The organism is Parapedobacter lycopersici (assembly GCF_040395035.1).
Lineage (GTDB): Bacteria > Bacteroidota > Bacteroidia > Sphingobacteriales > Sphingobacteriaceae > Parapedobacter > Parapedobacter lycopersici_A.
Window position 1 is genome coordinate 153,920 of record NZ_JBEBRB010000001.1, and the last position, 26,964, is coordinate 180,883.

At 49.2% G+C, this 26,964-nt stretch carries 25 protein-coding genes; 11 read left to right on the plus strand and 14 right to left on the minus strand.

Annotated features, from left to right (window positions below; translation table 11 throughout):
• Positions 1-9 precede the first annotated feature (9 nt).
• On the minus strand, positions 10-1,071 hold the full coding sequence (mutY, locus tag ABWO75_RS00770; protein WP_353181554.1) for an A/G-specific adenine glycosylase: 1,062 nt from the start codon (positions 1,069-1,071) through the stop codon (positions 10-12).
• Positions 1,072-1,599: 528 nt separating this feature from the next.
• Between mutY and miaB the strand changes: the two genes are divergently transcribed.
• The 7 genes from miaB to groL all read left to right on the plus strand — a co-directional run bounded on the left by miaB (position 1,600) and on the right by groL (position 8,743).
• Positions 1,600-3,036 (plus strand): tRNA (N6-isopentenyl adenosine(37)-C2)-methylthiotransferase MiaB, encoded by a 1,437-nt coding sequence (gene miaB / locus ABWO75_RS00775; RefSeq protein ID WP_353181556.1) that lies wholly within the window; start codon positions 1,600-1,602, stop codon positions 3,034-3,036.
• Between the two features lie 53 nt (positions 3,037-3,089).
• Positions 3,090-4,343: a sigma 54-interacting transcriptional regulator gene (locus ABWO75_RS00780; RefSeq protein WP_257657460.1), complete on the plus strand. Its 1,254-nt coding sequence runs from the start codon at positions 3,090-3,092 to the stop codon at positions 4,341-4,343.
• A gap of 7 nt (positions 4,344-4,350) precedes the next feature.
• Positions 4,351-4,878, plus strand: a complete 528-nt coding sequence (locus tag ABWO75_RS00785; protein ID WP_353181559.1) for an LptE family protein — start codon at positions 4,351-4,353, stop codon at positions 4,876-4,878.
• A 29-nt stretch (positions 4,879-4,907) separates the two neighbouring features.
• Positions 4,908-6,086, plus strand: coding sequence for a hypothetical protein (locus tag ABWO75_RS00790; RefSeq protein ID WP_353181561.1), 1,179 nt, complete (start codon positions 4,908-4,910; stop codon positions 6,084-6,086).
• 8 nt (positions 6,087-6,094) lie between these two features.
• Entirely contained in the window at positions 6,095-6,433 is a 339-nt protein-coding gene (gene secG, locus ABWO75_RS00795) for a preprotein translocase subunit SecG (protein ID WP_353181563.1), read from the plus strand.
• 276 nt (positions 6,434-6,709) lie between these two features.
• Positions 6,710-6,985 carry a co-chaperone GroES gene (locus tag ABWO75_RS00800; RefSeq protein ID WP_353181565.1) on the plus strand — a complete coding sequence of 92 codons (276 nt, stop codon included), beginning with the start codon at positions 6,710-6,712 and terminating at the stop codon, positions 6,983-6,985.
• Positions 6,986-7,105: 120 nt separating this feature from the next.
• A complete protein-coding gene (groL, locus tag ABWO75_RS00805; RefSeq protein WP_353181567.1) occupies positions 7,106-8,743 on the plus strand; it encodes a chaperonin GroEL in 1,638 nt (545 codons plus the stop codon).
• Between the two features lie 98 nt (positions 8,744-8,841).
• On the opposite strand, the gene ABWO75_RS00810 is transcribed toward groL, so the two are convergent.
• Entirely contained in the window at positions 8,842-11,337 is a 2,496-nt protein-coding gene (locus ABWO75_RS00810; RefSeq protein ID WP_353181569.1) for a TonB-dependent receptor, read from the minus strand.
• 127 nt (positions 11,338-11,464) lie between these two features.
• Positions 11,465-11,746: an ATP-dependent Clp protease adaptor ClpS gene (locus tag ABWO75_RS00815; RefSeq protein WP_353181571.1), complete on the minus strand. Its 282-nt coding sequence runs from the start codon at positions 11,744-11,746 to the stop codon at positions 11,465-11,467.
• Between the two features lie 207 nt (positions 11,747-11,953).
• Between ABWO75_RS00815 and ABWO75_RS00820 the strand changes: the two genes are divergently transcribed.
• Complete coding sequence (locus tag ABWO75_RS00820; protein WP_353181573.1) at positions 11,954-13,000, plus strand: 3-oxoacyl-ACP synthase III family protein; 1,047 nt, start codon at positions 11,954-11,956, stop codon at positions 12,998-13,000.
• Positions 13,001-13,028: 28 nt separating this feature from the next.
• Here ABWO75_RS00820 and ABWO75_RS00825 read toward each other — a convergent pair whose 3' ends face one another.
• The 9 genes from ABWO75_RS00825 to dapF form a co-directional block, all read right to left on the minus strand.
• On the minus strand, positions 13,029-14,969 hold the full coding sequence (locus tag ABWO75_RS00825) for a polysaccharide biosynthesis protein (RefSeq protein ID WP_353181575.1): 1,941 nt from the start codon (positions 14,967-14,969) through the stop codon (positions 13,029-13,031).
• A 275-nt stretch (positions 14,970-15,244) separates the two neighbouring features.
• Positions 15,245-16,129 carry an ATP synthase F1 subunit gamma gene (atpG, locus tag ABWO75_RS00830; protein ID WP_353181577.1) on the minus strand — a complete coding sequence of 295 codons (885 nt, stop codon included), beginning with the start codon at positions 16,127-16,129 and terminating at the stop codon, positions 15,245-15,247.
• Between the two features lie 2 nt (positions 16,130-16,131).
• Entirely contained in the window at positions 16,132-17,706 is a 1,575-nt protein-coding gene (gene atpA, locus ABWO75_RS00835; RefSeq protein ID WP_257657471.1) for a F0F1 ATP synthase subunit alpha, read from the minus strand.
• 57 nt (positions 17,707-17,763) lie between these two features.
• Entirely contained in the window at positions 17,764-18,312 is a 549-nt protein-coding gene (gene atpH / locus ABWO75_RS00840; RefSeq protein WP_353181580.1) for an ATP synthase F1 subunit delta, read from the minus strand.
• Between the two features lie 27 nt (positions 18,313-18,339).
• Positions 18,340-18,840: a F0F1 ATP synthase subunit B gene (locus ABWO75_RS00845; protein ID WP_353181582.1), complete on the minus strand. Its 501-nt coding sequence runs from the start codon at positions 18,838-18,840 to the stop codon at positions 18,340-18,342.
• 87 nt (positions 18,841-18,927) lie between these two features.
• Positions 18,928-19,143: an ATP synthase F0 subunit C gene (atpE, locus tag ABWO75_RS00850; protein WP_257657474.1), complete on the minus strand. Its 216-nt coding sequence runs from the start codon at positions 19,141-19,143 to the stop codon at positions 18,928-18,930.
• A 43-nt stretch (positions 19,144-19,186) separates the two neighbouring features.
• Positions 19,187-20,275, minus strand: a complete 1,089-nt coding sequence (gene atpB, locus ABWO75_RS00855) for a F0F1 ATP synthase subunit A (RefSeq protein ID WP_353181584.1) — start codon at positions 20,273-20,275, stop codon at positions 19,187-19,189.
• Between the two features lie 14 nt (positions 20,276-20,289).
• Positions 20,290-20,679 carry a hypothetical protein gene (locus ABWO75_RS00860; protein ID WP_353181586.1) on the minus strand — a complete coding sequence of 130 codons (390 nt, stop codon included), beginning with the start codon at positions 20,677-20,679 and terminating at the stop codon, positions 20,290-20,292.
• 13 nt (positions 20,680-20,692) lie between these two features.
• On the minus strand, positions 20,693-21,478 hold the full coding sequence (gene dapF / locus ABWO75_RS00865; protein ID WP_353181668.1) for a diaminopimelate epimerase: 786 nt from the start codon (positions 21,476-21,478) through the stop codon (positions 20,693-20,695).
• Between the two features lie 289 nt (positions 21,479-21,767).
• Here dapF and ABWO75_RS00870 point away from each other — a divergent pair, with 289 nt between their 5' ends.
• On the plus strand, positions 21,768-23,324 hold the full coding sequence (locus ABWO75_RS00870; RefSeq protein ID WP_353181588.1) for a trypsin-like peptidase domain-containing protein: 1,557 nt from the start codon (positions 21,768-21,770) through the stop codon (positions 23,322-23,324).
• Between the two features lie 85 nt (positions 23,325-23,409).
• Here ABWO75_RS00870 and ABWO75_RS00875 read toward each other — a convergent pair whose 3' ends face one another.
• The gene (locus ABWO75_RS00875) at positions 23,410-23,820 is read right to left on the minus strand and encodes a BrxA/BrxB family bacilliredoxin (protein ID WP_353181590.1); all 411 of its coding nucleotides are present in this window, start codon (positions 23,818-23,820) and stop codon (positions 23,410-23,412) included.
• Between the two features lie 237 nt (positions 23,821-24,057).
• On the opposite strand from ABWO75_RS00875, the gene ahcY reads away from it, so the two are divergent.
• Both ahcY and ABWO75_RS00885 read left to right on the plus strand, forming a co-directional pair.
• Positions 24,058-25,374: an adenosylhomocysteinase gene (gene ahcY, locus ABWO75_RS00880; protein ID WP_353181592.1), complete on the plus strand. Its 1,317-nt coding sequence runs from the start codon at positions 24,058-24,060 to the stop codon at positions 25,372-25,374.
• 105 nt (positions 25,375-25,479) lie between these two features.
• Complete coding sequence (locus tag ABWO75_RS00885; RefSeq protein WP_353181594.1) at positions 25,480-26,394, plus strand: glycosyl transferase family 90; 915 nt, start codon at positions 25,480-25,482, stop codon at positions 26,392-26,394.
• On the opposite strand, the gene ABWO75_RS00890 is transcribed toward ABWO75_RS00885, so the two are convergent.
• Entirely contained in the window at positions 26,388-26,942 is a 555-nt protein-coding gene (locus ABWO75_RS00890; RefSeq protein ID WP_353181596.1) for an AAA family ATPase, read from the minus strand. The genes ABWO75_RS00885 and ABWO75_RS00890 overlap by 7 nt on opposite strands.
• Positions 26,943-26,964: the final 22 nt, after the last annotated feature.

Consider the following 26,964-nt stretch of genomic DNA (forward strand, 5'->3'; position numbering starts at 1 on the left):
ATTTAGGTATTACAGTTTAACCATAAAATTTTCCAAAAAGGAAAAAATCAGTTTAGGTTTAGCTAATGTATTCAAATCTTTTAAAAATACATAATTCCCACTGATCTTTTTTTCTATGGCTATTGAGGTGTCCCTGCGGCTTACGAGGATAAACTGGGCAAAGAGGTTTTGGTGGCTCAATACGTGTTTAACGGTTTCTGATACGGCCTGCAGCACGGCGTGTTTTCCGAAGAGGCCGACTACTTCTTCCTGCACCGCCAGTTCGGCGATATCCATGGCATGTGTTGTTTCCACAAGCGGCAGCTCATATAGGTTCTCCCAGATATCGCCCTTCCCACGTTTATGCATTAACATTCTATTATCCTCCACCACGACGAAATAATTGAAATAGCGGTTCCGGCTTGCCTTGCCCTTAATTTTAACCGGCAACCGCGCCACTTCGCCCGCATGGAAGGCCCGGCAGCCTAAGCGGATAACGCAATTGGCACATTGGGGATTTTTAGGACGGCATTGCAACGCACCGAACTCCATAACGGCTTGGTTATACAGGCCCGGCTGTGTCTCATCGAGCAGGCTTTGTGCCAGCTCCAGGAAAAGCTTCTTGCCTTTCACGGAATTAATCGGCTCATCGATGCCGAAATACCGGGCCAGCACGCGGAACACGTTGCCGTCTACCACCGCCCGGGCTTCGTTCGCCGAAAACGAGGCGATGGCTGCTGCCGTATATTCCCCGATGCCTTTCAGTTTAATCAGGGTGTCATACCGTGAAGGAAAAACGCCGCCATGTTCCATCACCACAGCTTTGGCTGCTGCGTGCATGTTGCGCGCCCGGGAATAATACCCCAGTCCCTGCCAGTGGAGCAATATTTCATCCTCGGGGGCGTTGGCAAAATCAGTCGCCGTAGGGTAGTGTTCCAGAAATCGGTAAAAATAAGGCAAGCCCTGTTCCACACGCGTTTGCTGCAGAATCACCTCCGAAAGCCAGATCACATAAGGATCGTGTGTATGCCGCCAGGGAAGATCACGTTTGTGGCGTTGGTACCAGGCCATGATTTCATTGGAAAATGCCATGCTGCAAACATCTTACTTTTTTTTCATACCCACTGCAATTTGCCGGCTCATCTTAAATTTAGCCTTAGCTGGGTAGGCCTTACTTTTTTTCCGCAAAAAAGTAACCAAAAACTCGCCGCTTGGATCTCTTACTACAATGGCAATGCATCCCACTGCAAATCGTAAGATCTCCTAGGCGGCATTCCGCAACCCCAACGGCCTGTGCTGACAGGCGGAGTGAAAAATGCGGTTATACTTATACTGTAGCACATGCTTTGCTTCTCGCTGCTTCCCGATTCTTCAAGGCCAATATTCATCCGAATGGCCGTCCCGTGCACGTCCAGCACCAGCCCTCCGTTCACCGTCAATGCCGCCTTGGCCGGATGCGATATGCACGTTGATGCACTACCATTGTAGCATCCGGGTACAGCGGCGAGTCTTTGGTTACTTTCTTCGGAAGAAAGTAACACCCAACACCTCGCACAATCTGCCAAACTGTCACACATTCAAAAATATTATTGTTAACTTTGTAGGCTTTAATGAACAAAAATGGTTGAAATACCCACAAGTACGAAACAGCACGATGAATCCCGGCAGGGAGAAGCCCTGTTGTTGGAGCAGGACCCCAAAAAAAGTGACGGCCGGAAATTGTATATCGAAAGCTATGGTTGCCAGATGAATTTTTCCGATAGTGAAATCGTGGCTTCCATTTTATTGGATAAAGGATTTGAGACCACACGCGACTACCGGGAAGCCGATGTGGTATTTATCAATACCTGTTCAATACGGGAGAATGCCGAACAGCGGGTGCGCAACCGGCTGAAAGAATTTGAATCGGCAAAGGCCAAGAATCCCGGCATGGTTGTCGGCGTGTTGGGCTGCATGGCCGAACGGCTTAAATCTAAATTCCTCGAAGAGGAAAAATTGGTGGATGTGGTGGTGGGACCGGATGCCTACCGGGACCTTCCCAACCTGATTGAACGGGTCGACGAAGGTGCCCGGGCGGTCAATGTACTGTTGTCCCGTGAGGAGACTTATGCCGATATCAGTCCCGTCCGGCTTAATTCCAATGGAGTAACCGCATTTATATCCATCATGCGGGGATGCGACAATATGTGCTCTTTCTGTGTGGTTCCGTTTACCCGGGGCCGGGAACGCAGCCGTGATCCGCAGTCCATTGTTAAAGAGGCACAGGATCTTTTTATGGCGGGTTACCGGGAAGTAACATTATTGGGTCAGAACGTGGATTCGTATAAATACGCGGCTCCGGCTACCGATGGCGGGGAACCTGAACCGGCGATTAATTTTGCTAAACTGCTTGAAATGGTTGCCCGGGTAAATCCGTTATTGCGCGTACGTTTTTCAACATCGCATCCGAAGGATATCACCGACGAAGTATTACACACCATAGCGCGTTATGAGAACATCTGTAAATACATCCATTTGCCGGTGCAATCGGGCAATTCACGCGTGCTCGAACTAATGAACCGCACGTATGACCGGGAGTGGTATATGGAACGCGTGGACGCCATCCGGCGGATCATTCCGGAATGTGGTATTTCCACGGATGTAATTACCGGGTTCTGCAGCGAGACCGAAGAAGAACACCGGGATACATTGGCGATGATGGACTATGTGAAATACGATTATGCATATATGTTTGCCTATTCGGAACGGCCGGGCACCCTGGCTGCCAAACGTTATGCCGATGACATCCCGGAGGAGGTGAAGAAAAGGCGACTCACTGAGGTGGTTGATAAACAACGCGAACACAGCCTGGGACGTTTGCAGACTTACGTTGGCAAAGTACACAAAGTGCTTATCGAAGGGCTTTCCAAACGGTCCGACCAGGATTACTGCGGCCGGAACGACCAGAACAGCATGGTGGTTTTTCCGGCAGACACACGCTATAAGGTCGGCGATTACGTTAATGTCTATACGGACCGGTGCACTTCGGCCACATTAATCGGCCGCATTGTGGATTGATTAAGATCAGCGCCAGGGGATACCAATGGCGCGGACGCAACTAAGAAATAAAAATGGACATTCAGGACATAAAAAATAGATTTGGTATCATTGGCAACTCACCGTTGCTCAACCGGGCGATTGATGTAGCCCGTCAGGTGGCGCCAACGGATATCTCGGTGTTGATTACAGGCGAAAGCGGAAGCGGGAAAGAGGTATTTTCCCACATTATCCATCAGCTTAGTTCACGCAAACACGGGCCTTTTATCGCCGTTAACTGCGGGGCAATTCCGGAAGGCACCATTGACTCCGAGCTTTTCGGCCACGAAAAAGGATCATTTACCGGTGCGCACGAATCCCGGAAGGGTTATTTCGAGGTGGTTAATGGCGGTACTATTTTCCTCGACGAGGTAGGTGAATTACCCATTGGCACACAGGCCCGGCTGCTGCGCGTGCTGGAAACGGGCGAATACATCCGCGTGGGTTCGTCAAAAGTACAGAAAACCAACGTACGCGTGATCGCAGCGACCAACGTGGACATCTACGAGGCGGTGCAGAAAGGTAAGTTCAGGGAGGACCTCTACTACCGGCTGAATACCGTTCCCCTACGGATCCCTCCGTTGCGCGACCGAAAGGAAGACATTTACCTGCTCTTTCGCAAATTCGTAGCCGATTTTACCGACAAATACCGGAGTCCGAGTGTACAGCTGACCGAAGACGGACAACAGCTGCTCTCCGGTTTCTCGTGGCCCGGCAACGTCAGGCAGCTAAAAAACATTGCCGAGCAGATTGCAGTGCTGGAAAAAGAACGGGTAATTGATGCACAGACGTTGCAGCATTACCTGCCGGCGGATAACCGAAGCAATCTTCCGGTATATGTGGGACAGAAGTCCAACGACGATTTCTCGGAACGGGATTTACTTTACAAAGTACTCTTCGACATGAAAAAAGACATGGTCGAACTGAAAAAACTGGTGGTCGAAATCATTCAGAACGGGATTAATTCGCGGACCTTTGAAGACAACTCGCCCTACATACACCAGCTGTACCGCGAAGTGGATACGCCTGTGGGGCAGGAGCAGCAGCTGGCCGCACCTTCCACGCTTACGATCCACCGTCCGCAAACCAGCAGCCAGCACGATGATTTTAATATTCAGACGCAGGACGCGGAGGAAATAGAAGAGTCGCTCTCTTTGGTGGAAAAGGAATCGGACCTGATCAAAAAGGCACTGAAAAAGCACAAGGGGAAACGTAAATCCGCCGCCCAGGAGCTGGGTATATCCGAAAGGACACTGTACCGGAAAATCAAGGATCTGAATTTGAACTGACAACAACATGGCTTTTACAATACGCAATAGACATTTCTTTTTCAGCTTGCTGCTTTTGCTGGCCGGTATCCAGAGCTGCGGGGTTAAATATGGCTTTACCGGAGGCTCCATCCCCGAGGGAATGAAGACCGTAAGTGTCCTGTTCTTCGAAAATGCCGCTCCCATCGTTTACCCTACACTTAGCCAGTCGTTCACCGAGGCGCTGAAGGAACGTGTCCGCAGCCAATCGAGCCTCAGTCAGGTCGACAGTGAGGGTGACGCCATCTTTGAGGGGCGGATTACGGGATACAGCATTACACCGGCTGCGGTGGAGGCCGGAACGGACCGCGCGGCACTGAACCGGCTGTCCATTACCGTTAGCGTAAAATATACCAACAACATTAAACCGGAAGACAGCTTTGAGCAGTCGTTTACCCGGTTTAAGGATTTTTCTTCGGCTACGAATACCATACAGGGCCAGGAAGAATCATTAATACGGGATATAAACGAGATGCTTACCGAAGATATTTTCAACAGGGCATTTGCCAATTGGTAACCATCCGTTCGAAATGGAATAGAAGCAACATGGCTGATCAGGTACTTTATAATCAAATCTTGTCCAATCCTTCGGATTACAATGGGGAAATTATCGCCGGATTGATCCAGCAGTATCCCTACGCACAATCGTTAAGGATTATCCAGGCTCAAAAACAACTCGAAGCAGCAGTAGCAAACCCTTTTGATGTAGCATTGCTCTATACCCATAACCCGCTGTGGCTTTACGAGCAGGTAACGGAGGTACAAACGGAAACTGCTTCGCCATTGCACACAGCCGATGAGGAGGAAGTCAGCTATTACCCCGGTGAGCAACCCCATGCAGCTATCGATGAACAGGAGGAAATTGCATTGCAGTTGATGCGGGAAGACCGGCATGGGGCTACGGAGGACAGGACGGCTTTCGGAATTGACGACCCTGAGGCACAAGCCGCTGATGAAATGCTCCGGGAAGAGGCTCCCGTACTGGCGGCACATGAAGCCCCGGATCAGCAAATTGATTCGGATAACGGGACTGACGACGAACCGGCGGAAGCATCCATTACCGCAGACCCGCTATTGCCCGATCACCCGGTATCCGTAGATTACCTTGCCTACGAACAATTAACGGATGAAGAGCCTCCCGCGGAAATGACGGACGACCCGCAGCGCGGCCGCCGGGATATTGTTCCTGCGTCGCAGGGAACACCTCATGAAAAAGTGAGTCTTTACGACGACGAGCACATGCCTTATAGTTTCCTCTGGTGGCTCAATAAAACCCGGATGGAATATGCTCATACTTATCAGCCCTACGCTTCGGATCCTAATGCAGCAACGGCGCGGGCGGACGAGGAACAAGTGCTTGACCAGCAGATCCGGGAGAATATCTTTCACCTGCAATCGCCGGAAGAGAAGCTCAGCGATCCTTATAAAGCCAACACCGTATCATTTAAGGTGCCGCAGAAAACAGACCCGGTAATCGAGCGGTTTATCCGTGAGGAGCCCCAGATCAAACCACCGCAGCCCGAAAAGATCAATCTGGAAAACAAGGCACGGCAAAGTGCGGAAGACCAGCTAACGCTGGTAACGGAAACATTGGCAAAAATATACGAGGATCAGGGGCTATATCCTAAAGCAATAGCCATTTATAAAAAATTAAGTTTGAAATATCCTGAAAAAAGTGCTTACTTTGCCGCGCTGATTACTACATTGGAAAACAAGTTAACATAACACATACTATGCAAACGCTATTGATCATACTGATTATTTTAGCCAGTATTTTAATCTCTTTTATCGTCTTGATTCAGAATCCCAAAGGAGGAGGTCTGGCATCCGGTTTTGCCGGAGGTACTAACCTGATGGGGGTAAAACGTACAGGCGATATTCTGGAAAAAGGAACTTGGGGGCTGATGATTGCCATCATTTTATTTTCCCTTGTCATCAACATTTTAGGCCCGTCTACCGGTTCATCCAGGGGTGGCCTCACCGATCAGATCAATCAGCAGACGCCCACTGCGGCTCCGCTTCCCGCTGCAGAGGCACCGGATACCGTACTGGAAACCGATACGGCACAGTAATTTATTTATAGCTGCGGTAACCGCAGCCAGTTGACAGACTTACCGTCACCCGCTAATCCAGCAGGTGGCGGTTTTTTTATGCGTGACACGTGCGCTGACGTCATCCGGGAACCAACTGCCATCCTGACACGCAGTCTATTTACCAAAACCGGCGATGGCCGTATAACGTGAAAAAATGGCAAAAACGAATAACAATTAATGCCTTTGGCATAGTTGATGAGCAACTAATTGCAGAAAAATTAAAACAAATTAATAACAATAATAATTAAATCAATTATGGCATTAAGTATTAAACCTATTGGAGACAGAGTGGTGGTGGAATCCGCCCCTGCTGAGGAGAAGACTGCTTCAGGAATCTACATCCCGGATACCGCGAAAGAGAAACCCCAGCGCGGAACCGTAGTTGCTGTCGGCACCGGAAAGCCGGACGAACCACTTACAGTGAAGGTAGGCGATCAGGTGTTGTATGGAAAATATTCAGGAACTGAAATCACGTATGAAGGCAAAGAATATCTGATCATGAAGGAATCAGATATCTACGCCGTCCTCTAAAGGGATCGCGTCCGTATATACGGGTTCAATAAACGATTCAAGCGTTAAATATAATGGGGTGTAGCGTTCGGCGGCTGTCCCATCACTGAAAATCTAATAGCTCAAAATCTAATTCAAAAAATGGCAAAACAAGTTAAGTATAATGTAGAAGCACGTGACGCACTGAAAAAAGGTGTAGACACGTTGGCAAATGCGGTAAAGGTAACGTTAGGTCCCAAAGGACGTAATGTGATCATCGAGAAGAAATTCGGTTCTCCCGCAATCACGAAAGACGGCGTTACCGTTGCAAAAGAAATTGAATTGAAAGATGCCCTGGAAAATATGGGTGCCCAGATGGTTAAAGAAGTAGCGTCCAAAACAGCTGATCAGGCTGGTGACGGTACAACTACTGCTACGGTATTGGCCCAGGCCATTATCGCTCCGGGACTGAAAAGTGTAGCTGCAGGTGCAAACCCAATGGACCTGAAACGCGGTATTGATAAAGCCGTAAGCAAGGTCGTTGAGAGCCTGCAATCGCAATCCCAGACCGTAGGCGAAGACAACAACAAAATCAAGCAGGTTGCGAGCATTTCCGCCAACAACGATGAGGTAATCGGTGCACTTATCGCTGAAGCAATGGAAAAAGTGGGTAAAGACGGCGTAATTACGGTGGAAGAAGCAAAAGGAACGGAAACCGAAGTGAAAACGGTAGAAGGAATGCAATTCGATCGCGGTTACCTGTCACCGTACTTCGTGACCAACACCGATAAAATGGAAGCTGAACTGGAAAATCCTTATATCCTGATCTACGACAAGAAGATCAGCAACATGAAGGAGCTACTTCCTGTCCTTGAAAAACAAGTACAGACCGGCAAACCACTGTTGATCATCGCAGAAGATCTCGACGGGGAAGCATTGGCAACCTTGGTTGTTAACAAAATCCGGGGCTCATTGAAAGTAGCTGCTGTTAAGGCACCCGGCTTTGGCGATCGCCGCAAAGCGATGCTGGAAGATATCGCGATCCTCACCGGTGGTACGGTTATCTCTGAAGAAAGAGGCTATAAGCTGGAAAATGCTGAGCTTTCTTACCTTGGCCAAGCTGAAAAAGTAGTGGTTGACAAAGACAATACCACAGTAATCAACGGCTCGGGCAGTGCAGAAGACATCAAAGGCCGCGTAAACCAAATTAAGGCACAGATTGAAACCACTACATCCGATTACGATCGTGAAAAACTGCAAGAGCGACTGGCTAAGCTGGCCGGCGGTGTTGCGGTGTTGTATGTAGGTGCTGCAACTGAAGTGGAAATGAAAGAGAAGAAAGACCGGGTTGACGATGCCCTGCACGCAACACGCGCAGCGGTTGAAGAAGGTATCGTAGCCGGTGGTGGCGTGGCTTTCATCCGGGCAGGCGAATCTTTGGTTAATCTGAAAGGCGCCAACGAAGATGAGAACATCGGTATCGAAATCGTGAAACGCGCTATCGAAGAGCCGTTGCGTCAAATCTGCAATAACTCCGGTATTGAAGGAGCTATCGTAGTGCAAAAAGTAAAAGAAGGCAAAGCCGACTTTGGTTACAATGCACGGACAGATGGCTATGAGAACTTAATCGGTGCCGGTGTAATTGACCCGACTAAGGTATCCCGTGTGGCGCTCGAAAATGCCGCATCAATTGCCTCCATGTTGCTGACTACTGAAGTCGTATTGGCTGATGAGCCGGAAGAAGACAAAGGTGCAGCAGGTGCCCCCCCTATGGGTGGCGGCATGGGCGGCATGATGTAATATCCGGTTGAACCGATCAAACAAAAAGCGGCATTCCATTGGAACGCCGCTTTTTGTTTTCCTGTTCCTGTGGTCGATTACTTTGTAAATCCATCACCTTAAAAACCTCCGCCTTCGTTAAATTCCCCCGGACTCCCTTCCATACCGTTATTCCGCTGTTCATCGTCGTTCCGGCGCCGAAAATCCTGCTTCCCAAAACGGTAACGTAATGAGAGCATAAACATACGCGGCATCCAGCGGCTTTCGAAATACCGGTAGAACTGTTCGGTCTGCGTATATCCACCCCACTTACGCTGGTTGAGCAGGTCTCGTACATTAAACATAATACTTCCCCGTTTATCCAGCACATCCCACCGCATACCGGCATTGATCACGAACATCTCTATCCCCCGGCCCTGTGCCATCACCCGCGGTGCCTGATAATCGGCACGTGCCTGCATGGAAAGCCAGGGTTTAATACGGTAATTAGCTGTAACATTGGCATTCCAGTTGAATCCTTCAGTTGGCTCAATATGAAATTCCTCGCTCCCATGGAACTTGGAATGATATAAATTCGCATTGAACATGGCATCTACCTGCTTCGTGATATCCACATGAGATATGAGTTCAAAGCCGGCGGATTCATTCCGGCTGATGTTTTCCCAGCGCGAAAAAGTAGCTCCCCCCGCTCCCTCGGCAGTAGTAACAATGGGATTTATTACATCATTTACCCGGCGGTAGTACACGGACGAGTTCAACGTAACCCCATCCCAGAATTTGGCATAACTTAACTCAAAGGAATGGATATCTTCCGGTAACAGGTTAGGGTTACCCTGACGCTTGTTAATCGGGTCAGAGACGTCAATAAATGGGTTGACCTGCCATCCCCGTGGCCGGCTTACCCGCCGGGTATAATTCAGCTGTACCTGATGGCGATCGCCAAACTCCTGTGTGAGGAAGACACTGGGATATACCCGAAAGTAATCCAGCTTTCCCACGGCTACGCGGTCCTCCGGGCTCAACTCGGGGTCAAATGAAATATATTCGGTATTCAGGTAGGCCTGTTCGGCCCGCAGTCCAACCTGGAAGCCCAATTTCTCCGTCAGCTTATTCCGGTAATTGGCGTATAATGCGTGTACACTGCTCTCCATTTCAAAGTCATTGGTGAGGTCATAATCCGGAAGCATTGTTCCCTGATCGACGTCAAAATAGGCAGAATGCTGGGAGTCATTGGATCTTCTTATAAACGTGCGGTAACCAGCCTCCACTCGCTGGTCTTTGCCAAATGGCCGTACATAATCTACCTGCACGTTGAGGTTCCTGCCATCCTCTCCGGTATTGTTTACCCGCTTATCCTGTACACCCGATGGATCGCTAAATGTTTGGTCGAAGGTATTCACCCCATCTTCAGTATCCCGTCCGAATGAAAAATTGGCTTCCAGCTTTTCGCTCTCGCGGCGGAAGTTATGTTCAAAATCCAGGTTAAGGTCATATCCAAAATCATCTTCGTCCTGCCGGGAGAACCGGTCGCTGGTACCCGTAAGTTCGGGATTATTAAAATAAGTATAGTAAATATCCTCGTTCCGATTATTTCCGCGAAGGCTGAAATTTCCCGAAGCACCAATAATTGTCCGATCACTGAAATAATACTCCGTGCCCAGGCGAACCCCATGGTTCAGTCCCAGATTCGCACTCTTGCTGGCATTCTCCGTGATGCTGTTGCTACCGCCGTTATTCGAAAAGAACTCGATGTTATTCAATCCATTACCTACGCTATTCCGCCGGTTAAAGTGATAGCCGCCGAAATAGTTCCATTTATCGCCCCGGTAGTTGAGATTCAGCCCGGCGTTGTAATTATCATAGGAACCCGCTGAAACGTTTACTGTGCCGTTGATACCCAGCCGCACATTCTTTTTCAGTACGATATTGATGATGCCCGATTGACCCTCCGCATCGTACCGGGCGGAAGGATTGGTGACCACCTCTATCCTTTCGATCGAATTGGCAGGCATGGCCTGGAGCAATTGGGTGATGTCGCTGCCGGCCATGGCCGACTCGCGTCCGTTGATTAGGATCCGTACGCTGCTCGATCCACGCAGGCTTACACTGCCATCTACATCTACCTGCAACGACGGCACATTCTCCAGCAGGTCTGTCGCGGTACCGCCTTCGCTGATGGTACTCTGTGCCACGTTAAAAATTTTGCGGTCTATCCCCAGTTCCATAGCCGGGGGGGTACCCGATACGACAACTTCTTCCAGCAGCTCTCCAGATGGTGTCAGCGGGATATTTCCGAGGTTTGCTGCCCGGCCCGACTGGATTCCGATATTTTCCCTTACATAGTCCTTATACCCCACGTAAGTTACCCGGATCATGTACGTGCCCGCCGGAACATCTGTAAAAGTAATCTTACCGTCATCAACGGTCTGCATCCCCTTGACATAACGCTGCGAGCCCTGCTCCAGCAACGCCGCACTGGCGAATCCCACAGGTTCTTCCGACGTGGCATCCACTACCACGGCGGTTATCGACGAATTTTCCTGGGCTATGGCATTACTGGAGATGGTGATGACCGCAAATAATATAATCCTTCCGGCTTGTTGTACGAAGTTCATTGTTTTAGTTAATAGTATCTGATCTGGTATATAAGCCACAAAGATTATGCTTTTATCACGATGGGGGGTATCGCGTAACCGCATTATTACAGCTACAGGGCTGCTTCGATGACATTGTTACGTAGTGCTATTCGACACTGACGGTCAGGCCTTCGGATTTAAGGATTTTTCGGTAAACTTCCACCTCGGTATAGGTTCCCTCCAATACGATGCATTTGCCCTCGGTATGGACGGTCCATGCGATCTTCTCGGCCTGTGTCTCGGTATATTGCAGGTGTTTCATCAGGCAATTTATGACGTGGTCGAACGTATTCGTATCGTCATTCCATAGGACTAGCTTATGGCTGGCAGCGATGGTTGCCAATACCTCATCCAGCGTATAGGTTTCTTCCTGTGTCTCAACAGTCATGCATACAAAATTAGCGAAATTGGCCTGCATTCACCAACTTCAGGCGAACAAAAAGCATATGGCATTGTTAATTCCCTGGTGCCCGGGAAAGCTGCAGTCACCATCACCTTGAGTGAAAGCTACTTGCAGGACGCCCGATGGACGGCCGACCGGTCATCTCACAAAATTTATGTACTTTGCACATCAAACAAAGCCGCAAGCATCACGATGTATCAATCAAAAATAGCAGGAATCGGTTACTATGTGCCACAGCACGTATACACCAATCAGGACCTTACCCGTTTTATGGACACTAGCGATGAGTGGATACAGGAGCGGACTGGAATCCGGGAACGGCGCTTTGCCGACCGACACGGGGAAACAACCACGACGATGGGCGTCGAAGCTGCTAAAATTGCATTGGAACGCGCGGGCATTACCGCTAAAGATGTTGACTTCATTGTGTTTGCCACGTTAAGCCCGGATTACTATTTTCCCGGTTGCGGTGTGCTGTTACAACGCGAGATGGGTATGGGCGAGATCGGTGCGTTGGATGTCCGGAATCAATGCTCGGGATTTGTATATGCCCTTTCCGTTGCCGATCAGTTTATCAAAACTGGTATGTATAAGAATGTGCTGGTTGTCGGTAGTGAGAAGCACTCTTTTGCGATGGATTTTGAAACACGGAGCCGGAATATATCGGTTATTTTTGGAGATGGTGCCGGGGCGGTAGTACTCCAGCCAACAACGGAAGCGGGTAAGGGGATATTAAGTACGCATCTGCATAGTGATGGGACGGATGCTGAGTCGTTGGCCATGTATTACCCCGGGTCACATGCGAACAAATGGTTGCCGGAAAAACCACCTTTTCCCGAGCAGGAACTGGGGGGGTTGTTTTTTACCGCGGAACAGTTGGAAAATGGCGAGGCCCGGCCATACATGGACGGCCCGGCGGTATTTAAGAAGGCGATTGTCAAATTTCCAGAAGTCATCCGGGAAGCCTTGGCAACAAACAACCTAACAACACAAGACCTTGATTTACTCATCCCCCATCAGGCCAACCTGCGCATCAGCCAGTACGTGCAGCAAACATTGGGATTGCGGGACGATCAGGTTTTCAACAACATCCAGAAATACGGAAATACCACTGCAGCTTCCGTGCCCATCGCACTTTGTGAAGCGTGGGAAGAAGGAAAAATCCGCGATGGTGATCTGATATGCCTAGCTGCGTTTGGTTCCGGATTCACCTGGGCGAGTGCGTTGATCAGGTATTGACCCCTCAGTTATAGGCGCGGGCCTTTGATTACCTCACCGGATCCAACGCTTCAAACGGCGAGTTCTTGCTTACGAATTCCGGAACAATTTCTTTCATCTTCCGGACCACTCCGCTGCTATTTTTACGTTCATTCAGGGCGATCAACTCGTATACCATGCGCTTGGCCACCTCGTGGTCAATGGGGTTTACTTTCGCAATATGGATTTTCTGATGGTATGTAGGTAATACTTTCTCGCCGTCATTTAGCAGCTCTTCATAGAGCTTTTCACCGCTTCGCAGGCCGGTATAAACGATTTCGATATCCTTCTCCGGTTTAAGTCCGGCAAGCTGGATCATTTTCCTCGCCAGGTCAATGATCTTCACCGGATTGCCCATATCGAAGACATAGATTTCCCCTCCCTGTCCCATGGTGCCTGCCTCCAGCACCAGCTGCACTGCTTCAGGGATAGTCATAAAGTAACGGGTAATTTCGGGATGCGTAACGGTGATCGGTCCGCCTTTTTCGATCTGGGCCCTGAAACGGGGGATAACCGAGCCGTTCGAGCCAAGGACATTGCCAAACCTTGTTGTGATAAAACGGGTTCCTTTCACCATTACCCCAACGCCGTTTGTCGCTGGCGTCAGCGGCATCGACTGTGTACCGTCCAAGCTCTGCGTATAAATCTCAGCAATACGTTTTGAAGCGCCCATCACATTGGTCGGATTTACGGCCTTATCGGTCGAAATCATCACAAATTTTTTGACCCCGAACAAAATGGATAAATCGGCCACATTCTTCGTACCCCCAACATTGGTACTGACTGCTTCACCTGGATTCTTTTCCATCATCGGGACGTGCTTATATGCAGCAGCATGATACACCAGCTCGGGGCGATAATCATTAAATATCTGATGCATGCGTTCCAGGTTCCGGATATCCGCAATGGTGATTACCACATTGCTATTGGGAAATTTCTCTTCGATTTCGAGCTGAATGTCATGCATAGGCGACTCGGCCTGGTCGCAAAGCACCAGCATCTGCGGCTCATAACGCAGCACCTGACGCACAATTTCCGATCCGATGGAACCCGCGGCACCGGTAATCAATATGCGCTTTCCGCAGAGGTCGTCGCAGACTTTATCGTTATTAATCTTAATCGGGGCGCGCTGCAACAGGTCTTCAATACGCAGGTTTTTGATCTGCTGTATTTTCAATCGACCGGATACCCACTCGGAAGCAGGGGGTACGGTAAGCACCTTAATCCCCAACCGCAGGCAACGCTCCACAATTACTTTTTTATCGCGGGTTCCCAGGTGATCCTTTACAAAAATCATCTGATCGATCGCATATTTCTTTTTGAGGGCGGCCAGGTCTTTGATGTGGTAAACCCGCTTTCGCTCAATATAGCTATTCAGCTTTCCCCGGCTGATATCAATGAAACCGACAATGACAAACTTGGTCTCTGTACTATTTTCCAAGGCCTGTTTGGCCATGATTGCATTTTGGTCTGCCCCATATATCAGCACCCTTACGGTATCCAGGTCGCGGACTTTACGAGTCAATATGAAATAAATATTTTTCACCGTGATGCGGAGCATGACCAGGAGAGAGGTTCCGATAAAGAAGTTAATCAGCAAAACGAGGCGAAGCTGCGTTCCTTTTATATCCAGCAATGGGATAAGTGCCGAGTAGATGACGACCACATAGGCCGCGCTCGTAACCAGCATTGCCGAAAAAATCTTCAGCATGTCCCGTGTATCCGAATACCGAATCAGGCCGGTGTGGATCCGCATAAAATAGAAGACGGGCAGTGCCAGGCTACCGTAAACCGCGGTATAAATAAAGAAGTGTCCACGGACAATCTCCTGAAAATTAAATTGCTTGGCTATGAAATAGGAAAGCGTAAATGCCCAGGTCAGTAACAACAGATCCAAGAGCAATATCGCCCAGCGGGGGACGGTCTTGAAACGAAGTATAAGTTCTTTCATGTGTTAGTGTTAAGTGCCTTCCCCCCTGCAAAATCAACCAGACCCGATTCTTGCCGCGTATATAGTTAAGAACCAGGCCAAACACACATCACCCCCAAACTGCTCAATAACCCTGCCAAAAGCAAGTTATCCACATTGTAGGCATTTTGAACAAAGATAATGCAATTTCCGAACATTCAATATACCCAATTGTACGTATTTTAGGGCAAAAGAAAAGGCTGCCTCCCACGCTGAGTACATAACCCAACTGGTAGGCAGCCCTTCCGTTTTGATTCTTAACCGTTGGACAATGCAGCTGCTCCGCTCACGATTTCCGTCAGTTCGGTCGTGATTGCAGCCTGCCGGGCCTGGTTATAAGATAACTTCAATGCTTTCAGCAATTCGCCGGCATTATCTGTTGCCTTATCCATCGCGGTCATCCGGGCACCGTGTTCAGAAGCGTGTGAATCCAGTACCGCTTTGTACAGCTGTACCTTGATGGCCTTTGGAATCAATTCCTCAACGATCGCCTCTTTGTCCGGTTCAATAATGTAATCGACCTCGGCTTTGGGCTGTTCGGTTGTTACCGTTGCCGGCAACAGTGGCAACAGTTGCTCGGTAGTCAGTATCTGCACGGCCGCATTCCGGAACCGGTTATATACCAGCTCTACCCGGTCATATGTACCCTCCGCGAACCCTTTCATAATGGCCTCGGTGATTTTTGAGGTATTCTCAAAATTAAGGGTGGTAAACAACTCATTATTGTCGCCAACTACTTGATACCTGCGTTTCAAGTAATAATCCTGTGCCCTTTTCCCGATGGCAACAATATGTACATTGCCTGCCTGGAACTGGGCATTATACTTCGCGGTAATCAGCTGATTGGCCGTCTTTATCGCGTTGGTATTAAATGCGCCCGCCAATCCTCTATTGGAGGCGATAACCACAACCAGTACTTTTTCCGGTTTGCGATCAACCGTATACGGCGATGCTCCGTCTTCTACACTGGCAGACACGTTGGCCAGAATTTCACGCAGCTTTTCTGCATACGGACGCAATTGTGTAATTGCATTGGTTGCCCGTTTGAGCTTAGCCGCGGAAACCATTTTCATGGCTTTCGTTATCTGTTGCGTAGATGTAACCGACGCAATACGATTTCTTACCTCTTTTAAGTTTGCCATAGTTAGTACTTGCCTGCTAATTCTTTAGCTACGGTATCCAAAACGCCAGTCAGGTCATCGCTGAACTTACCCGCTTTCAATGCGCTCAGCACCTCAGGATGACGTTGCTCAAGTTGCTGTAAGTATTCTGCTTCAAACTCTTTCACTTTGTTCACCGGTACGTTCCGGAACAACCCTTTGGTACCCGCATAGATGATGGCTACCTGCTTCTCTACTGCAACCGGTGAAAACTGGCCCTGTTTCAGGATTTCCACGTTACGCACCCCTTTATCCAATACCGCTTTCGTAGCCGCATCCAGGTCGGATCCGAATTTGGAGAATGCCTCAAGTTCGCGATACTGTGCCTGATCAAGTTTCAGCGTTCCAGCAACCTTCTTCATGGATTTGATCTGGGCATTACCACCCACGCGCGATACCGATATACCTACGTTAATTGCAGGGCGGACACCGGCGTTGAACAGGTTGGATTCCAAGAATATCTGGCCATCTGTAATTGAGATCACGTTGGTCGGGATATAGGCCGACACGTCACCCGCCTGGGTTTCAATGATCGGAAGTGCCGTAAGTGAACCTCCGCCTTTTACCAGGTGCCGAATGGACTCTGGCAAATCGTTCATCTGCTGCGCGATGGTGTCTGATGTATTGACCTTAGCCGCACGTTCCAATAAACGGCTGTGCAGGTAAAATACGTCACCCGGATACGCCTCACGGCCCGGCGGGCGGCGTAATAATAACGACACCTCACGGTATGCCACAGCCTGTTTAGACAAGTCATCATAGATGATCAGGGCAGGGCGGCCGGTATCACGGAAAAATTCCCCGATTGCGGCGCCAGCCATCGGAGCATAGAACTGCATGGGAGCAGGGTCCGCCGCCGATGCGGAAACGACAACCGTATAAGGCATTGCCCCATTTTCTTCCAACGTACGCACGATGTTTGCTACGGTAGAGCTTTTTTGACCAACAGCTACATAAATACAATATACCGGCTGGCCGGCATCGTAAAATTCTTTTTGATTGATGATCGTGTCGATACAAACGGCTGTCTTACCCGTCTGGCGGTCGCCGATCACCAGCTCGCGCTGTCCGCGGCCAATGGGGATCATGGCGTCAATCGCCTTAATACCGGTTTGCAGAGGCTCGTTCACCGGTTGACGGTAAATAACACCCGGGGCTTTACGCTCGATGGGCATTTCGTATGTTTCACCGACGATAGGTCCCTTTCCATCAATTGGCTGGCCCAGGGTATTCACCACCCGACCCAACATGCCTTCACCCACTTTAATGGAAGCAATCCGGCGGGTACGCTTAATGGTATCACCTTCCTTGATCTCATCGGAAGGGCCCAGGAGCACGACGCCCACATTATCTTCTTCAAGGTTCAATACGATACCCTGTAATCCATTCTCAAATTCAACCAGTTCACCGGACTGAACTTGCGTTAAGCCGTAAATCCGTGCAATACCGTCGCCTACCTGCAATACGGTACCCACTTCCTCAAGTTCGGCTTCTGATTTGAAGCCCGACAATTGCTCTCTTAAAATTGCCGATACTTCATCTGGTCTTACCTCTATCATTTTTTTTGTATTAGGGGTTTTTGATACTTATAACTTTTATATCCCGGTCGGGGAAAATCAATTCACGCTGCTTGATTCGAAATGACGTTCCAGTTTATGGAGCCGTCCTGCGAGACTGGCATCAATCTGCCGGTCACCCACCCGCACCACAAAGCCGCCGATTAATGCGGGGTCGACTTCGTTATGCAGTACCACTTCTTTGTTAATCTCTTTTGCGATCGCATTTTTCAACGCGTCAAGATTAGCTTCCGACAGTGCCGACGCTGATGCTACCGTAGCATGCACAATGCCTTTTACGTCGTTGTATTCACGGATAAATTCCTGCGCTGTCGGATACAGGATTCCTGCACGGCCCTTACGCACCATAATATGGAAAAAGGCCATCACGGACGGATGGACTTTCTTTTCAAACAACGCATTCAGTATGTTACTTTTCTTGTCTCCCTTCACAATGGGATTACGGAATATCGCCTGCAGCTCCTTATTGGTATACAACACATCAATGAACTGTTCCATATCCTGCTTTACCTCCTCGAGAACACCCCGTTCCTGTGACAGATCAATAAGTGATTTTGCGTACCGGGAGGCGACTTTAAACTCTGACATATCGTTATGCGATTAGCTTAGGGCTTCTTAATTCAATTTTACGTCCTTAAGCAAGTCGGCCACCAATGCTTCCTGCTTTTTATCGTCTTCAAATTCCTTTTGGAGTACCTTCTTCGCTATTTCCAGCGAAAGCGAAGAAACCTGGTCCTTAACTTCAGCAAGCGCCCGTTTCTTCTGGTCATCGATCTCCTTTTTTGCCTGTTCGATCAGTTTAGCCCCCTCAGTCTGTGCCAGGGTTTTGGCATCGGCAACGATCTGGTCTTTCAGCACCTTGGCTTCCTTAAGGATGACATCGCGCTCGGCGCGTGCCTCTTTAAGCAGCTGTTCGTTTTCACTCGTCAGGCGTGCCATTTCCTCCTTGGCCTTTTCGGCAGAAGTCAATGCGTCTTCGATCGACTTTTCACGTTCTCCTATCGCCTCCATGATGGGTTTCCAGGCAAACTTCCGCAAAAGCAGCAACAACAGCAGGAATGCGATTAATGTCCAAAATACCAATCCGTAACTCGGATTGCCAATATCAAAATTCATATTGCACGTTTAAGTATTAGTGTGTCAAGCAATAAAGGCCGGATACAGGACCAACCGTCAGGGATCCGGCCTTTGTATTCAGTAACCTTACGCTGGGTTGTTACCCATCAATGCTACTACCACTGCAAAAAGTGCCACACCTTCAATAAGGGCAGCTGCAATAATCATAGCGGTCTGAATTTTAGATGCAGCTTCAGGCTGGCGTGCGATACCTTCCATCGCCTTGCCACCTACTTGTCCGATACCGATACCGGCACCGATCACTGCTAATCCGGCACCGAGTGCCGCAATTGAACCTACCATAATAAAATTATTTAATATATAGTTAATAGATAAGGATTTACCATTAATGATGCTCTTCTACCGCCATGCCGATAAACAACGCGGTAAGCAACGTAAATATAAAAGCCTGTAAAAAAGCGACCAGCAATTCCAGCACGTTCATGAACAATACAAACGCGAGGGAAACAGGCGTGATTACCGTGGCTAATGAATTAAATACAAAAATTAACGAAATTAAGCTCAGGATAACGATGTGACCCGCGGTGATGTTAGCAAACAAACGGATCATCAGCGCAAACGGCTTGGATATTACACCTACTAATTCTACCGGAATCATGATGGGGTAAAGCCACCAGGGTACATGAGGTTTCAGGATGTGTCCCCAATAGTATTTATTCCCGTTCACATTGACCACAACCAATACAACCAACGCGAGGGCAAGGGTGGTAGCAATATTCCCGGTCACGTTAGCCGCGCCCGGAAAAATAGGAATCAAGCCCAGTAAATTATTAAACCAGATAAAGAAGAAAATCGTAAGCAGCAGCGGCATAAACTTCGCATACGTATGTCCGATATTCGGACGGGCAATATCATCCCGCACAAAAATAATGATTGGCTCGATAAGGGATTGAAACCCTTTCGGCGCCTTACCTACACGCTTCTTATATGCCCCCGCCACGGAAGAAAATATCAACACCAGCAGGATTACGGATAAAAACATGGCAGCCACGTTCTTCGTAATGGAAAAGTCCCACACCTTAGCTGAAGCTGCTTCGTCCACTTCACCTGAAGCACCAACTACCCGGATTTTCTTTTTGTCAACCCAACGGTAGGTATAATGCTTCCCCTGGTGATCCTGCTCTCCGTGGTGGAATGCTGAAGAAAGGAAAACATCAAATCCCTTATCGGTATACAGGATAACCGGAAGGGGAATAGAAGTATGGCCCCACAGGTGCCAGTCATGGGAATCGCTGATGTGCTCCATGATCACTTCAGTTGGTTTGAAAACCTCGGCATCATGCGCTCCATGGCTTTCGACAGTAGCACTGTCTGTTTCGGCAGGAGCTGCCTGAATGGTGGAAAAGGTCGCTAAAACAGCAAAAAATACGATAAAGCTGATTTTTTTTGAAGTGAAAAAGTGCCTAAAATCCATCTATTCCCAATTTTTTATGTCTGATTTTGGTCGCGCAAGTTACGCAACAAACATATAACTTCAAAGAGCGTGAACAAGAAATATAATGAAAAAAAATTGATTGCTGTAAGCAGCTTATTTTCAGGAAATTTTATGATCAATACGGCAATTACAACCAAACTGATCAGCAGCTTCAAAAAAAGCCCTCCCATGAGGCTGAGAATGGACACCTGCCCCCCTTTCCGAATGCCAATATCGCTCAACCCGTAAGCCAAGCCGGTAAGCAAGAAAATCACAGCAAAGAGCAGCCAGAAATGCGGACTCAATACGGGCACGGTTTCCAGAAAATGCTGCAAGCCCAATGCCAGCAGCGCAACCGCCAGGGAAAACGAGACATACAGAATGGCGAAACGCGAAAATTTCATTTGCCTATTTATATTACCAGGCCACCTCGCCTTTAAAGACAAACTGCGCCGGTCCTACCAGATAGACCTCGGAGAATTCATCGCCCTGCCTACGGAACTGGATATTCAATTGTCCGCCGGCAACCCGAATCGGTGTCTGCGTATCGCCGGATTTACCCGTTTTATACGCCATGGCCAACGCTACCGCCGTAGCCCCTGTACCGCAGGCCAGAGTTTCGTCTTCCACGCCACGTTCATAAGTGCGCACAAAATAACCCGCTCCCTCCGGCTGCACGAAATTAACGTTAATGCCCTGTGCCCGGAATGTATCGTTATAGCGTATCTTCTGCCCTTCGGCGACTACAGGGAACGCAGCCAGGTCATTTACTTCCTGCACATAGTGGGGTGATCCGGTATTTAAAACATAAGCGCCTGCCTGTTGTTCGATTTTATCGACATCCGTCATTTTAAGATGTATCAGTCCATTGCCTGCAATACGGGCATGATGCCGTCCGTCTGCTGCCAAAAAGTCAGCTTCCGAGTCAATCAGTCGTATATCCCGTGCGAATGCCACGATGCAGCGTCCGCCATTGCCGCACATACTGCCTTCCCCGCCATCGGCATTGAAATAAACCATTTCAAAATCATAACCGTCGATGGACTGCAACAGCATCAGGCCATCTCCCCCGATGCCGAACCGCCGGTCGCAAAGCTGACGCACCAGCGCTTCGTTATTTCGGTCAAAAAAGCCCGTTCTGTTGTCAAACAGGATAAAATCATTCCCTGCGCCCTGGTACTTATAAAATGGATATGCCGCCATGGATGCCACTGTATTATTCAATCGCCAAAGGTAATCAAATCTGTCCAATAATCAGCTACAACAGCAGGCAGCTGCAAATAGCCGGGCGACAGGCACAACGCGGCAAACGACAGTCAGCTGCCGGCAGTAGCCTGTGGTCGATAAGTAATACCTAATTGCACCGGAAATACGCCTGCTTTAACATTATTTAACAGAAAAACCGGTCTTCCCATTTGTTTTAGGGTCACAAATGGTATTACATTTGAACAATTGCTAATAACAGCAAATCATACTATAATATTATTGCATTATGAAAAAAATAGGATTAACATTAATAACCGCACTGGTGGGAGGGGTGGTCGCTGTGGGCGGTTATAAACTGTTTGAAGACAAACGGCAAAGCAAGATGTCTTTTGAGGAAAGGCAGGAGTTGTATTACGCCAACAACCCCAGCTCAGAAATAATGGCCTCCACAGGCAATCCGGATTTCACACAGGCGGCGGCAGCTGTAGCACCCGGCGTCGTACACATCCGCACAACGTACACTGCACAGCAATCCTACGGGGCAAGTCCTTTCGATATGTTTGAGGAGTTCTTCGGCATGCCACGGCAGCGGCAGCAACAACGGTCGCAGCCCGTTCAGGCAACAGGTTCAGGTGTAATTATTTCAGAAGACGGCTATATTGTTACCAATAACCACGTGGTGGCGGACGCCAATAAAGTGGAGGTGCAGCTTACCGACAAGCGGATTCTGGAAGCCAAAATCATTGGCCGCGATCCGAATACCGACATTGCACTGATTAAAATCAGCGCATCTGGACTGCCGTTCGTCAAACTGGGCAATTCTGACGATGTCAAGATCGGCGAATGGGTGCTTGCTGTCGGCTATCCGCTTGGGTTGGAGTCGACGGTAACCGCGGGTATCGTAAGTGCCACGGGACGCTCAACAGGCATCATCCGGCAGGAGCAATACGAGCAATACCAGCGGGAAATGCAGCAACGTGGTTACCGCCCGCAAAACGATGAGTTTATCGCCAATGCAGTGGAATCCTTCATTCAGACCGATGCTGTTATCAACAAAGGAAACAGCGGTGGTGCTTTGGTTAACGCACACGGTGAGCTGATCGGCATCAACTCCAATATTGCCTCACCTACTGGGTATTATGCCGGATATGGCTTTGCTGTTCCGGTTAACCTTGTCAAGAAAATTGCGGACGACTTCATTAAATACGGCGAAGTAAAACGGGGCCTGATCGGCATCACATTCCGGGAACTTGACCCCGCCTATGCCAAAGAACTGGGCATCAAGGAAATCAACGGGCTGTATGTAAACGGCGTGACACCTAACGGGGCTGCCGAAGAAGCCGGCATCCGGAAGGGCGACATCATTACGAAGCTGGACGACCAGTTGATCAGCTCATCTGCCCAATTACAGGAACGCATATACCGCCTGCGCCCGGGCGACAAAGTAAAACTCACCTACAAGCGCGACAACAGGGAGCGTGAAGTGACGGTTACCCTGAAAGAAGACAACCGTCCCAAGGCCGAGGAAGAAACAGCAGCCGAGCGAAGCGCAACGGAAATATACAACCGATTAGGTGCAGGCTTCGTACCGGCTACCGACGCCAAGAAAAAGGAGCTGGGTGTGAGTTCCGGTGTAGTGGTCACCCAGGTACATTCCGACGGACTGTTCGACTATTTTAATGTACAGCGCGGACTGGTCATTACCCATGTTAACGGCCAACCGGTAAACAGTGCTGATGACGTAGAAAAGGCGTTGTCCAGTACCGACCGTAATATCATACGCATCACCGGGGTTCCGCAACGTGGCAGCCGGATAGAGCTGAACATTCCCGTGGATTACTGATCCACGGAACATTCATCCATTGAAAAGCCCCTCCGCCATTCGGCAGAGGGGCTTTTCTTACTATTCAAAAAATTAAAAAGAAAGATTAACAGTATTCGTCGAAAGCAGCCACCAAATTGTCGGCAATCATTTGCGCCGGACGGCCTTCGATCTGATGCCGCTCAATCATGTGCACCAACTTACCATCCTTAAACAATGCCATTGCCGGAGATGACGGCGGATAGGGCAGCATGTAAGCTCGAGCTTTGTCCACCGCATCCTTTTCCATGCCAGCAAAAACAGTTACCACCTTATTGGGGTGTTTCTCATGCTGAATCGCAGCACGGGCTGCCGGACGCGCGTTCGCTGCCGCACAGCCGCAAACTGAATTGACCACGACAAATACGGTGCCTTCCTGATTAATGGCCGCATCTACTTCCGCTGGGGTCTTCAACTCTTCAAAGCCGACATCGGTCAGCTCCTGGCGCATCGGCGCTACCAAATATTCTGGATACATAGTGTTTAGTCCTTTCTATTTATCTATTTAATTGCTATTCGCTACAAAGATACAGTACTGCCCGGCGTTAACCAAATACAACGTTTCAGGAGAATGTCAGATTTTTACCACTCGCCGCGGGGGTCTTACTTTTTTCCGTAGAAAGTAACACCCTAACAGTGAGCATCAAATTTGAAATTCAGACCCAAAACCGCTACCTTTGCAGCGATATTTATAGAACATTAAACACAGAAAATCATGTCAGCAACAGCAACCGCATACATCCCTTACAAGGTTAAAGACCTCAGTCTGGCCGATTGGGGCCGCAAAGAAATCGAACTGGCCGAGGCCGAAATGCCCGGACTGATGGCACTTCGCGAAGAGTTCGGTACATCCAAACCATTGAAGGGTGCCCGTATCGCCGGTTGCCTGCATATGACCATACAGACGGCTGTATTGATCGAAACCCTGATTGAGCTGGGTGCTGATGTTACCTGGTCGTCGTGCAACATATTTTCCACGCAGGACCACGCAGCGGCAGCCATTGCCGCCAAGGGCATTCCCGTATACGCGTGGAAAGGTATGACCGAGGAAGAGTTCAACTGGTGCATTGAGCAAACGTTGTTCTTCGGCGAATCCCGGCAACCGCTCAATATGATCTTAGACGATGGCGGCGACCTAACCAACATGGTCTTCGACAAATACCCCGAACTGGTGGATGGTATTAAGGGGCTTTCCGAGGAAACTACCACCGGCGTACACCGGTTGTATGAACGGATGAAAAACGGCACATTGCACCTGCCTGCAATTAATGTGAACGATTCGGTCACCAAATCCAAATTTGACAATAAATATGGCTGCCGCGAGTCGCTGGTTGATGCAATCCGTCGCGCCACCGACCTGATGCTCGCCGGTAAGGTAGCGGTTGTGGCGGGGTACGGTGATGTGGGGAAAGGTTCCGCCGAATCGCTTAGCAGTGCGGGCGTACGGGTTATCGTTACGGAAATTGATCCTATCTGTGCATTGCAGGCCGCCATGGAAGGATACGAAGTCAAAAAGTTCGCAAACGCCGTAAAAGAGGCTGACATCGTGGTAACAACAACCGGTAATCGCGATATCGTCAGGGCTGAGCACTTTAAATCCATGAAAGACAAAACCGTAGTATGCAACATCGGCCACTTTGACAATGAAATTGACGTCGCTTGGCTCAACACCAATTACGGTCAGACCAAAATTGAGATCAAGCCGCAGGTAGATAAATACACGATCGACGGCAAGGATATCATTTTACTGGCCGAAGGCCGGCTTGTAAACCTTGGATGTGCCACCGGTCACCCTTCTTTTGTCATGAGTAATTCGTTTACGAACCAGACACTGGCACAGATCGAGCTCTGGACTAACAGCGGCAACTACGAAAACAAGGTATACACCCTCCCGAAGCACCTGGACGAAAAAGTAGCCCGCCTGCACCTGGCGAAAATCGGGGTGGAGCTCGATGTCCTCGATGCCCATCAGGCCGATTACATTGGCGTGCCGGTGGATGGTCCATACAAACCGGAACATTATCGGTATTAAGCAACATGGGCAACTGCTGCCCGACACGTAACCGTCATGTTTTTCCAGCGGCATAAACGCAGCAAACTAGGTTATTATATCCGGGCGGTTGTAAATACATTCTTAATGCCCCGCAGCAGCTGCCGGCGGCAGCTTAAAACCAGACTGCTTTCCGTGTCGGCATTTGACAGGCATATAATCAAGCAGCGCGTTAACCATTATAATAGGCTGGCGGGGCGGCACGAGCTGTCGGACGGCGCGGTCCGTATTGCCGATGTTGACCGGCTGGCGAGGCCGCGCGTATATAGTTTTGACTCTCAGGAGCACCTGCGTTATTTCCCTGCCTCCCTAAAAATCAATTACCGCTGGGGCGATGTTACCCACGTCCCCGGAGAACCGGCGTTTGTAAAAAGCAGGCCGGTGCAGGGCGATAATGCCAACGCAGTGATTCTGAAACTCGATAAGGTCAGGCACTTTAATTTCATCAACGACAAAAAGCCATTCCTGCATAAGCAGGATAAACTGATCGGAAGGGGAGTCATTACCCAACCGCACCGCATCCGGTTCTACGAACAGTATTTCGGCCATCCCCTGTGTGACCTTGGGCAGATCAATACAGACGGCAACCCGCACTGGTTAACGGAAAAGCTCAGTATCGACGCACACCTGGATTACAAGTTTATCCTGGCGCTGGAAGGCAACGATGTGGCTACCAACCTGAAATGGGTAATGTCGTCCAATTCGCTGGCCGTAATGCCCATCCCAAAATTTGAGACCTGGTTTATGGAATCGACGTTAATACCTGACTTCCATTATGTGTGCATCAAGGACGACTATTCGGACCTGGAAGAAAAGTTAAAACATTACATCCAGCATCCAAACGAGGCATTAAAAATCATAGCTAATGCACACCGCTTTGTGGCACAGTTCAGAAATCAGCAACTGGAAAACCTGATTTCCCTTCTGGTGATCGAAAAATATTTTTACCGAACCGGACAGCTGGAACCCATCAATGCATCGCTGTACGAACCGGATCAGTGACCGGTTCCGTTGCTGTTTTTAAGAAACCCGTCTACCGCCTGAAGTGCCTGCGCAAACCGCTGGTCGCCCAATCCGGATATCACCTGGTAACTGGCATGGATAGCCTGCAGTTCCCGGTGCCATACCTGCATGAAATGTGCTCTTAAATCCGGAAAATCCCGAAGGGGGTCATCCATCCAGGGGAGATCGATGTCCATTAAAAGAAAGAAGTCGTACCGGTGCCGGCTCAGTTCATCGTGTACGGCTTGAGGGGTATGCCCAAACAGGTGATCGCACCATACCTTAATGGTAAGGAACATGGTGTCGCAGATTAACAGGCCGTTTTGGGCAAGGGGCACCAGCGACTCTTCCAGGGCCAGTTGGCCATAAAACATATTCATCTCATCCTGCAGTGTATACTGGCGGTTAAGGTTCAGGCAATAGGCACGGGCGTATTCGGGTACACATACCGTATGGTAGTGCCGCGCCAATTGCCCGGCTATTGTGGATTTACCGGTGGACTCCGGTCCCACTACCGCTATTTTAATCACATGCTGCTGATCGCCCATTGCCGATGGAGATGGTGTGGGG

Bases quoted from the DNA above. Each gene is read 5' to 3' on its own strand.
- miaB (WP_353181556.1), top strand. From the start codon at position 1,600: ATGGTTGAAATACCCACAAGTACGAAACAGCACGATGAATCCCGGCAG.
- ABWO75_RS00810 (WP_353181569.1), bottom strand. From the start codon at position 11,337: ATGAACTTCGTACAACAAGCCGGAAGGATTATATTATTTGCGGTCATC.
- ABWO75_RS00780 (WP_257657460.1), top strand. From the start codon at position 3,090: ATGGACATTCAGGACATAAAAAATAGATTTGGTATCATTGGCAACTCA.
- ABWO75_RS00870 (WP_353181588.1), top strand. From the start codon at position 21,768: ATGAAAAAAATAGGATTAACATTAATAACCGCACTGGTGGGAGGGGTG.
- atpH (WP_353181580.1), bottom strand. From the start codon at position 18,312: ATGTCAGAGTTTAAAGTCGCCTCCCGGTACGCAAAATCACTTATTGAT.
- groL (WP_353181567.1), top strand. From the start codon at position 7,106: ATGGCAAAACAAGTTAAGTATAATGTAGAAGCACGTGACGCACTGAAA.
- ABWO75_RS00800 (WP_353181565.1), top strand. From the start codon at position 6,710: ATGGCATTAAGTATTAAACCTATTGGAGACAGAGTGGTGGTGGAATCC.
- ahcY (WP_353181592.1), top strand. From the start codon at position 24,058: ATGTCAGCAACAGCAACCGCATACATCCCTTACAAGGTTAAAGACCTC.
- ABWO75_RS00785 (WP_353181559.1), top strand. From the start codon at position 4,351: ATGGCTTTTACAATACGCAATAGACATTTCTTTTTCAGCTTGCTGCTT.
- ABWO75_RS00875 (WP_353181590.1), bottom strand. From the start codon at position 23,820: ATGTATCCAGAATATTTGGTAGCGCCGATGCGCCAGGAGCTGACCGAT.
- secG (WP_353181563.1), top strand. From the start codon at position 6,095: ATGCAAACGCTATTGATCATACTGATTATTTTAGCCAGTATTTTAATC.
- ABWO75_RS00815 (WP_353181571.1), bottom strand. From the start codon at position 11,746: ATGACTGTTGAGACACAGGAAGAAACCTATACGCTGGATGAGGTATTG.
- ABWO75_RS00820 (WP_353181573.1), top strand. From the start codon at position 11,954: ATGTATCAATCAAAAATAGCAGGAATCGGTTACTATGTGCCACAGCAC.
- ABWO75_RS00860 (WP_353181586.1), bottom strand. From the start codon at position 20,679: ATGAAATTTTCGCGTTTCGCCATTCTGTATGTCTCGTTTTCCCTGGCG.
- dapF (WP_353181668.1), bottom strand. From the start codon at position 21,478: ATGGCGGCATATCCATTTTATAAGTACCAGGGCGCAGGGAATGATTTT.
- ABWO75_RS00890 (WP_353181596.1), bottom strand. From the start codon at position 26,942: ATGGGCGATCAGCAGCATGTGATTAAAATAGCGGTAGTGGGACCGGAG.
- ABWO75_RS00845 (WP_353181582.1), bottom strand. From the start codon at position 18,840: ATGAATTTTGATATTGGCAATCCGAGTTACGGATTGGTATTTTGGACA.
- mutY (WP_353181554.1), bottom strand. From the start codon at position 1,071: ATGGCATTTTCCAATGAAATCATGGCCTGGTACCAACGCCACAAACGT.
- ABWO75_RS00825 (WP_353181575.1), bottom strand. From the start codon at position 14,969: ATGAAAGAACTTATACTTCGTTTCAAGACCGTCCCCCGCTGGGCGATA.
- atpG (WP_353181577.1), bottom strand. From the start codon at position 16,129: ATGGCAAACTTAAAAGAGGTAAGAAATCGTATTGCGTCGGTTACATCT.
- ABWO75_RS00790 (WP_353181561.1), top strand. From the start codon at position 4,908: ATGGCTGATCAGGTACTTTATAATCAAATCTTGTCCAATCCTTCGGAT.
- atpA (WP_257657471.1), bottom strand. From the start codon at position 17,706: ATGATAGAGGTAAGACCAGATGAAGTATCGGCAATTTTAAGAGAGCAA.
- atpE (WP_257657474.1), bottom strand. From the start codon at position 19,143: ATGGTAGGTTCAATTGCGGCACTCGGTGCCGGATTAGCAGTGATCGGT.
- atpB (WP_353181584.1), bottom strand. From the start codon at position 20,275: ATGGATTTTAGGCACTTTTTCACTTCAAAAAAAATCAGCTTTATCGTA.
- ABWO75_RS00885 (WP_353181594.1), top strand. From the start codon at position 25,480: ATGCCCCGCAGCAGCTGCCGGCGGCAGCTTAAAACCAGACTGCTTTCC.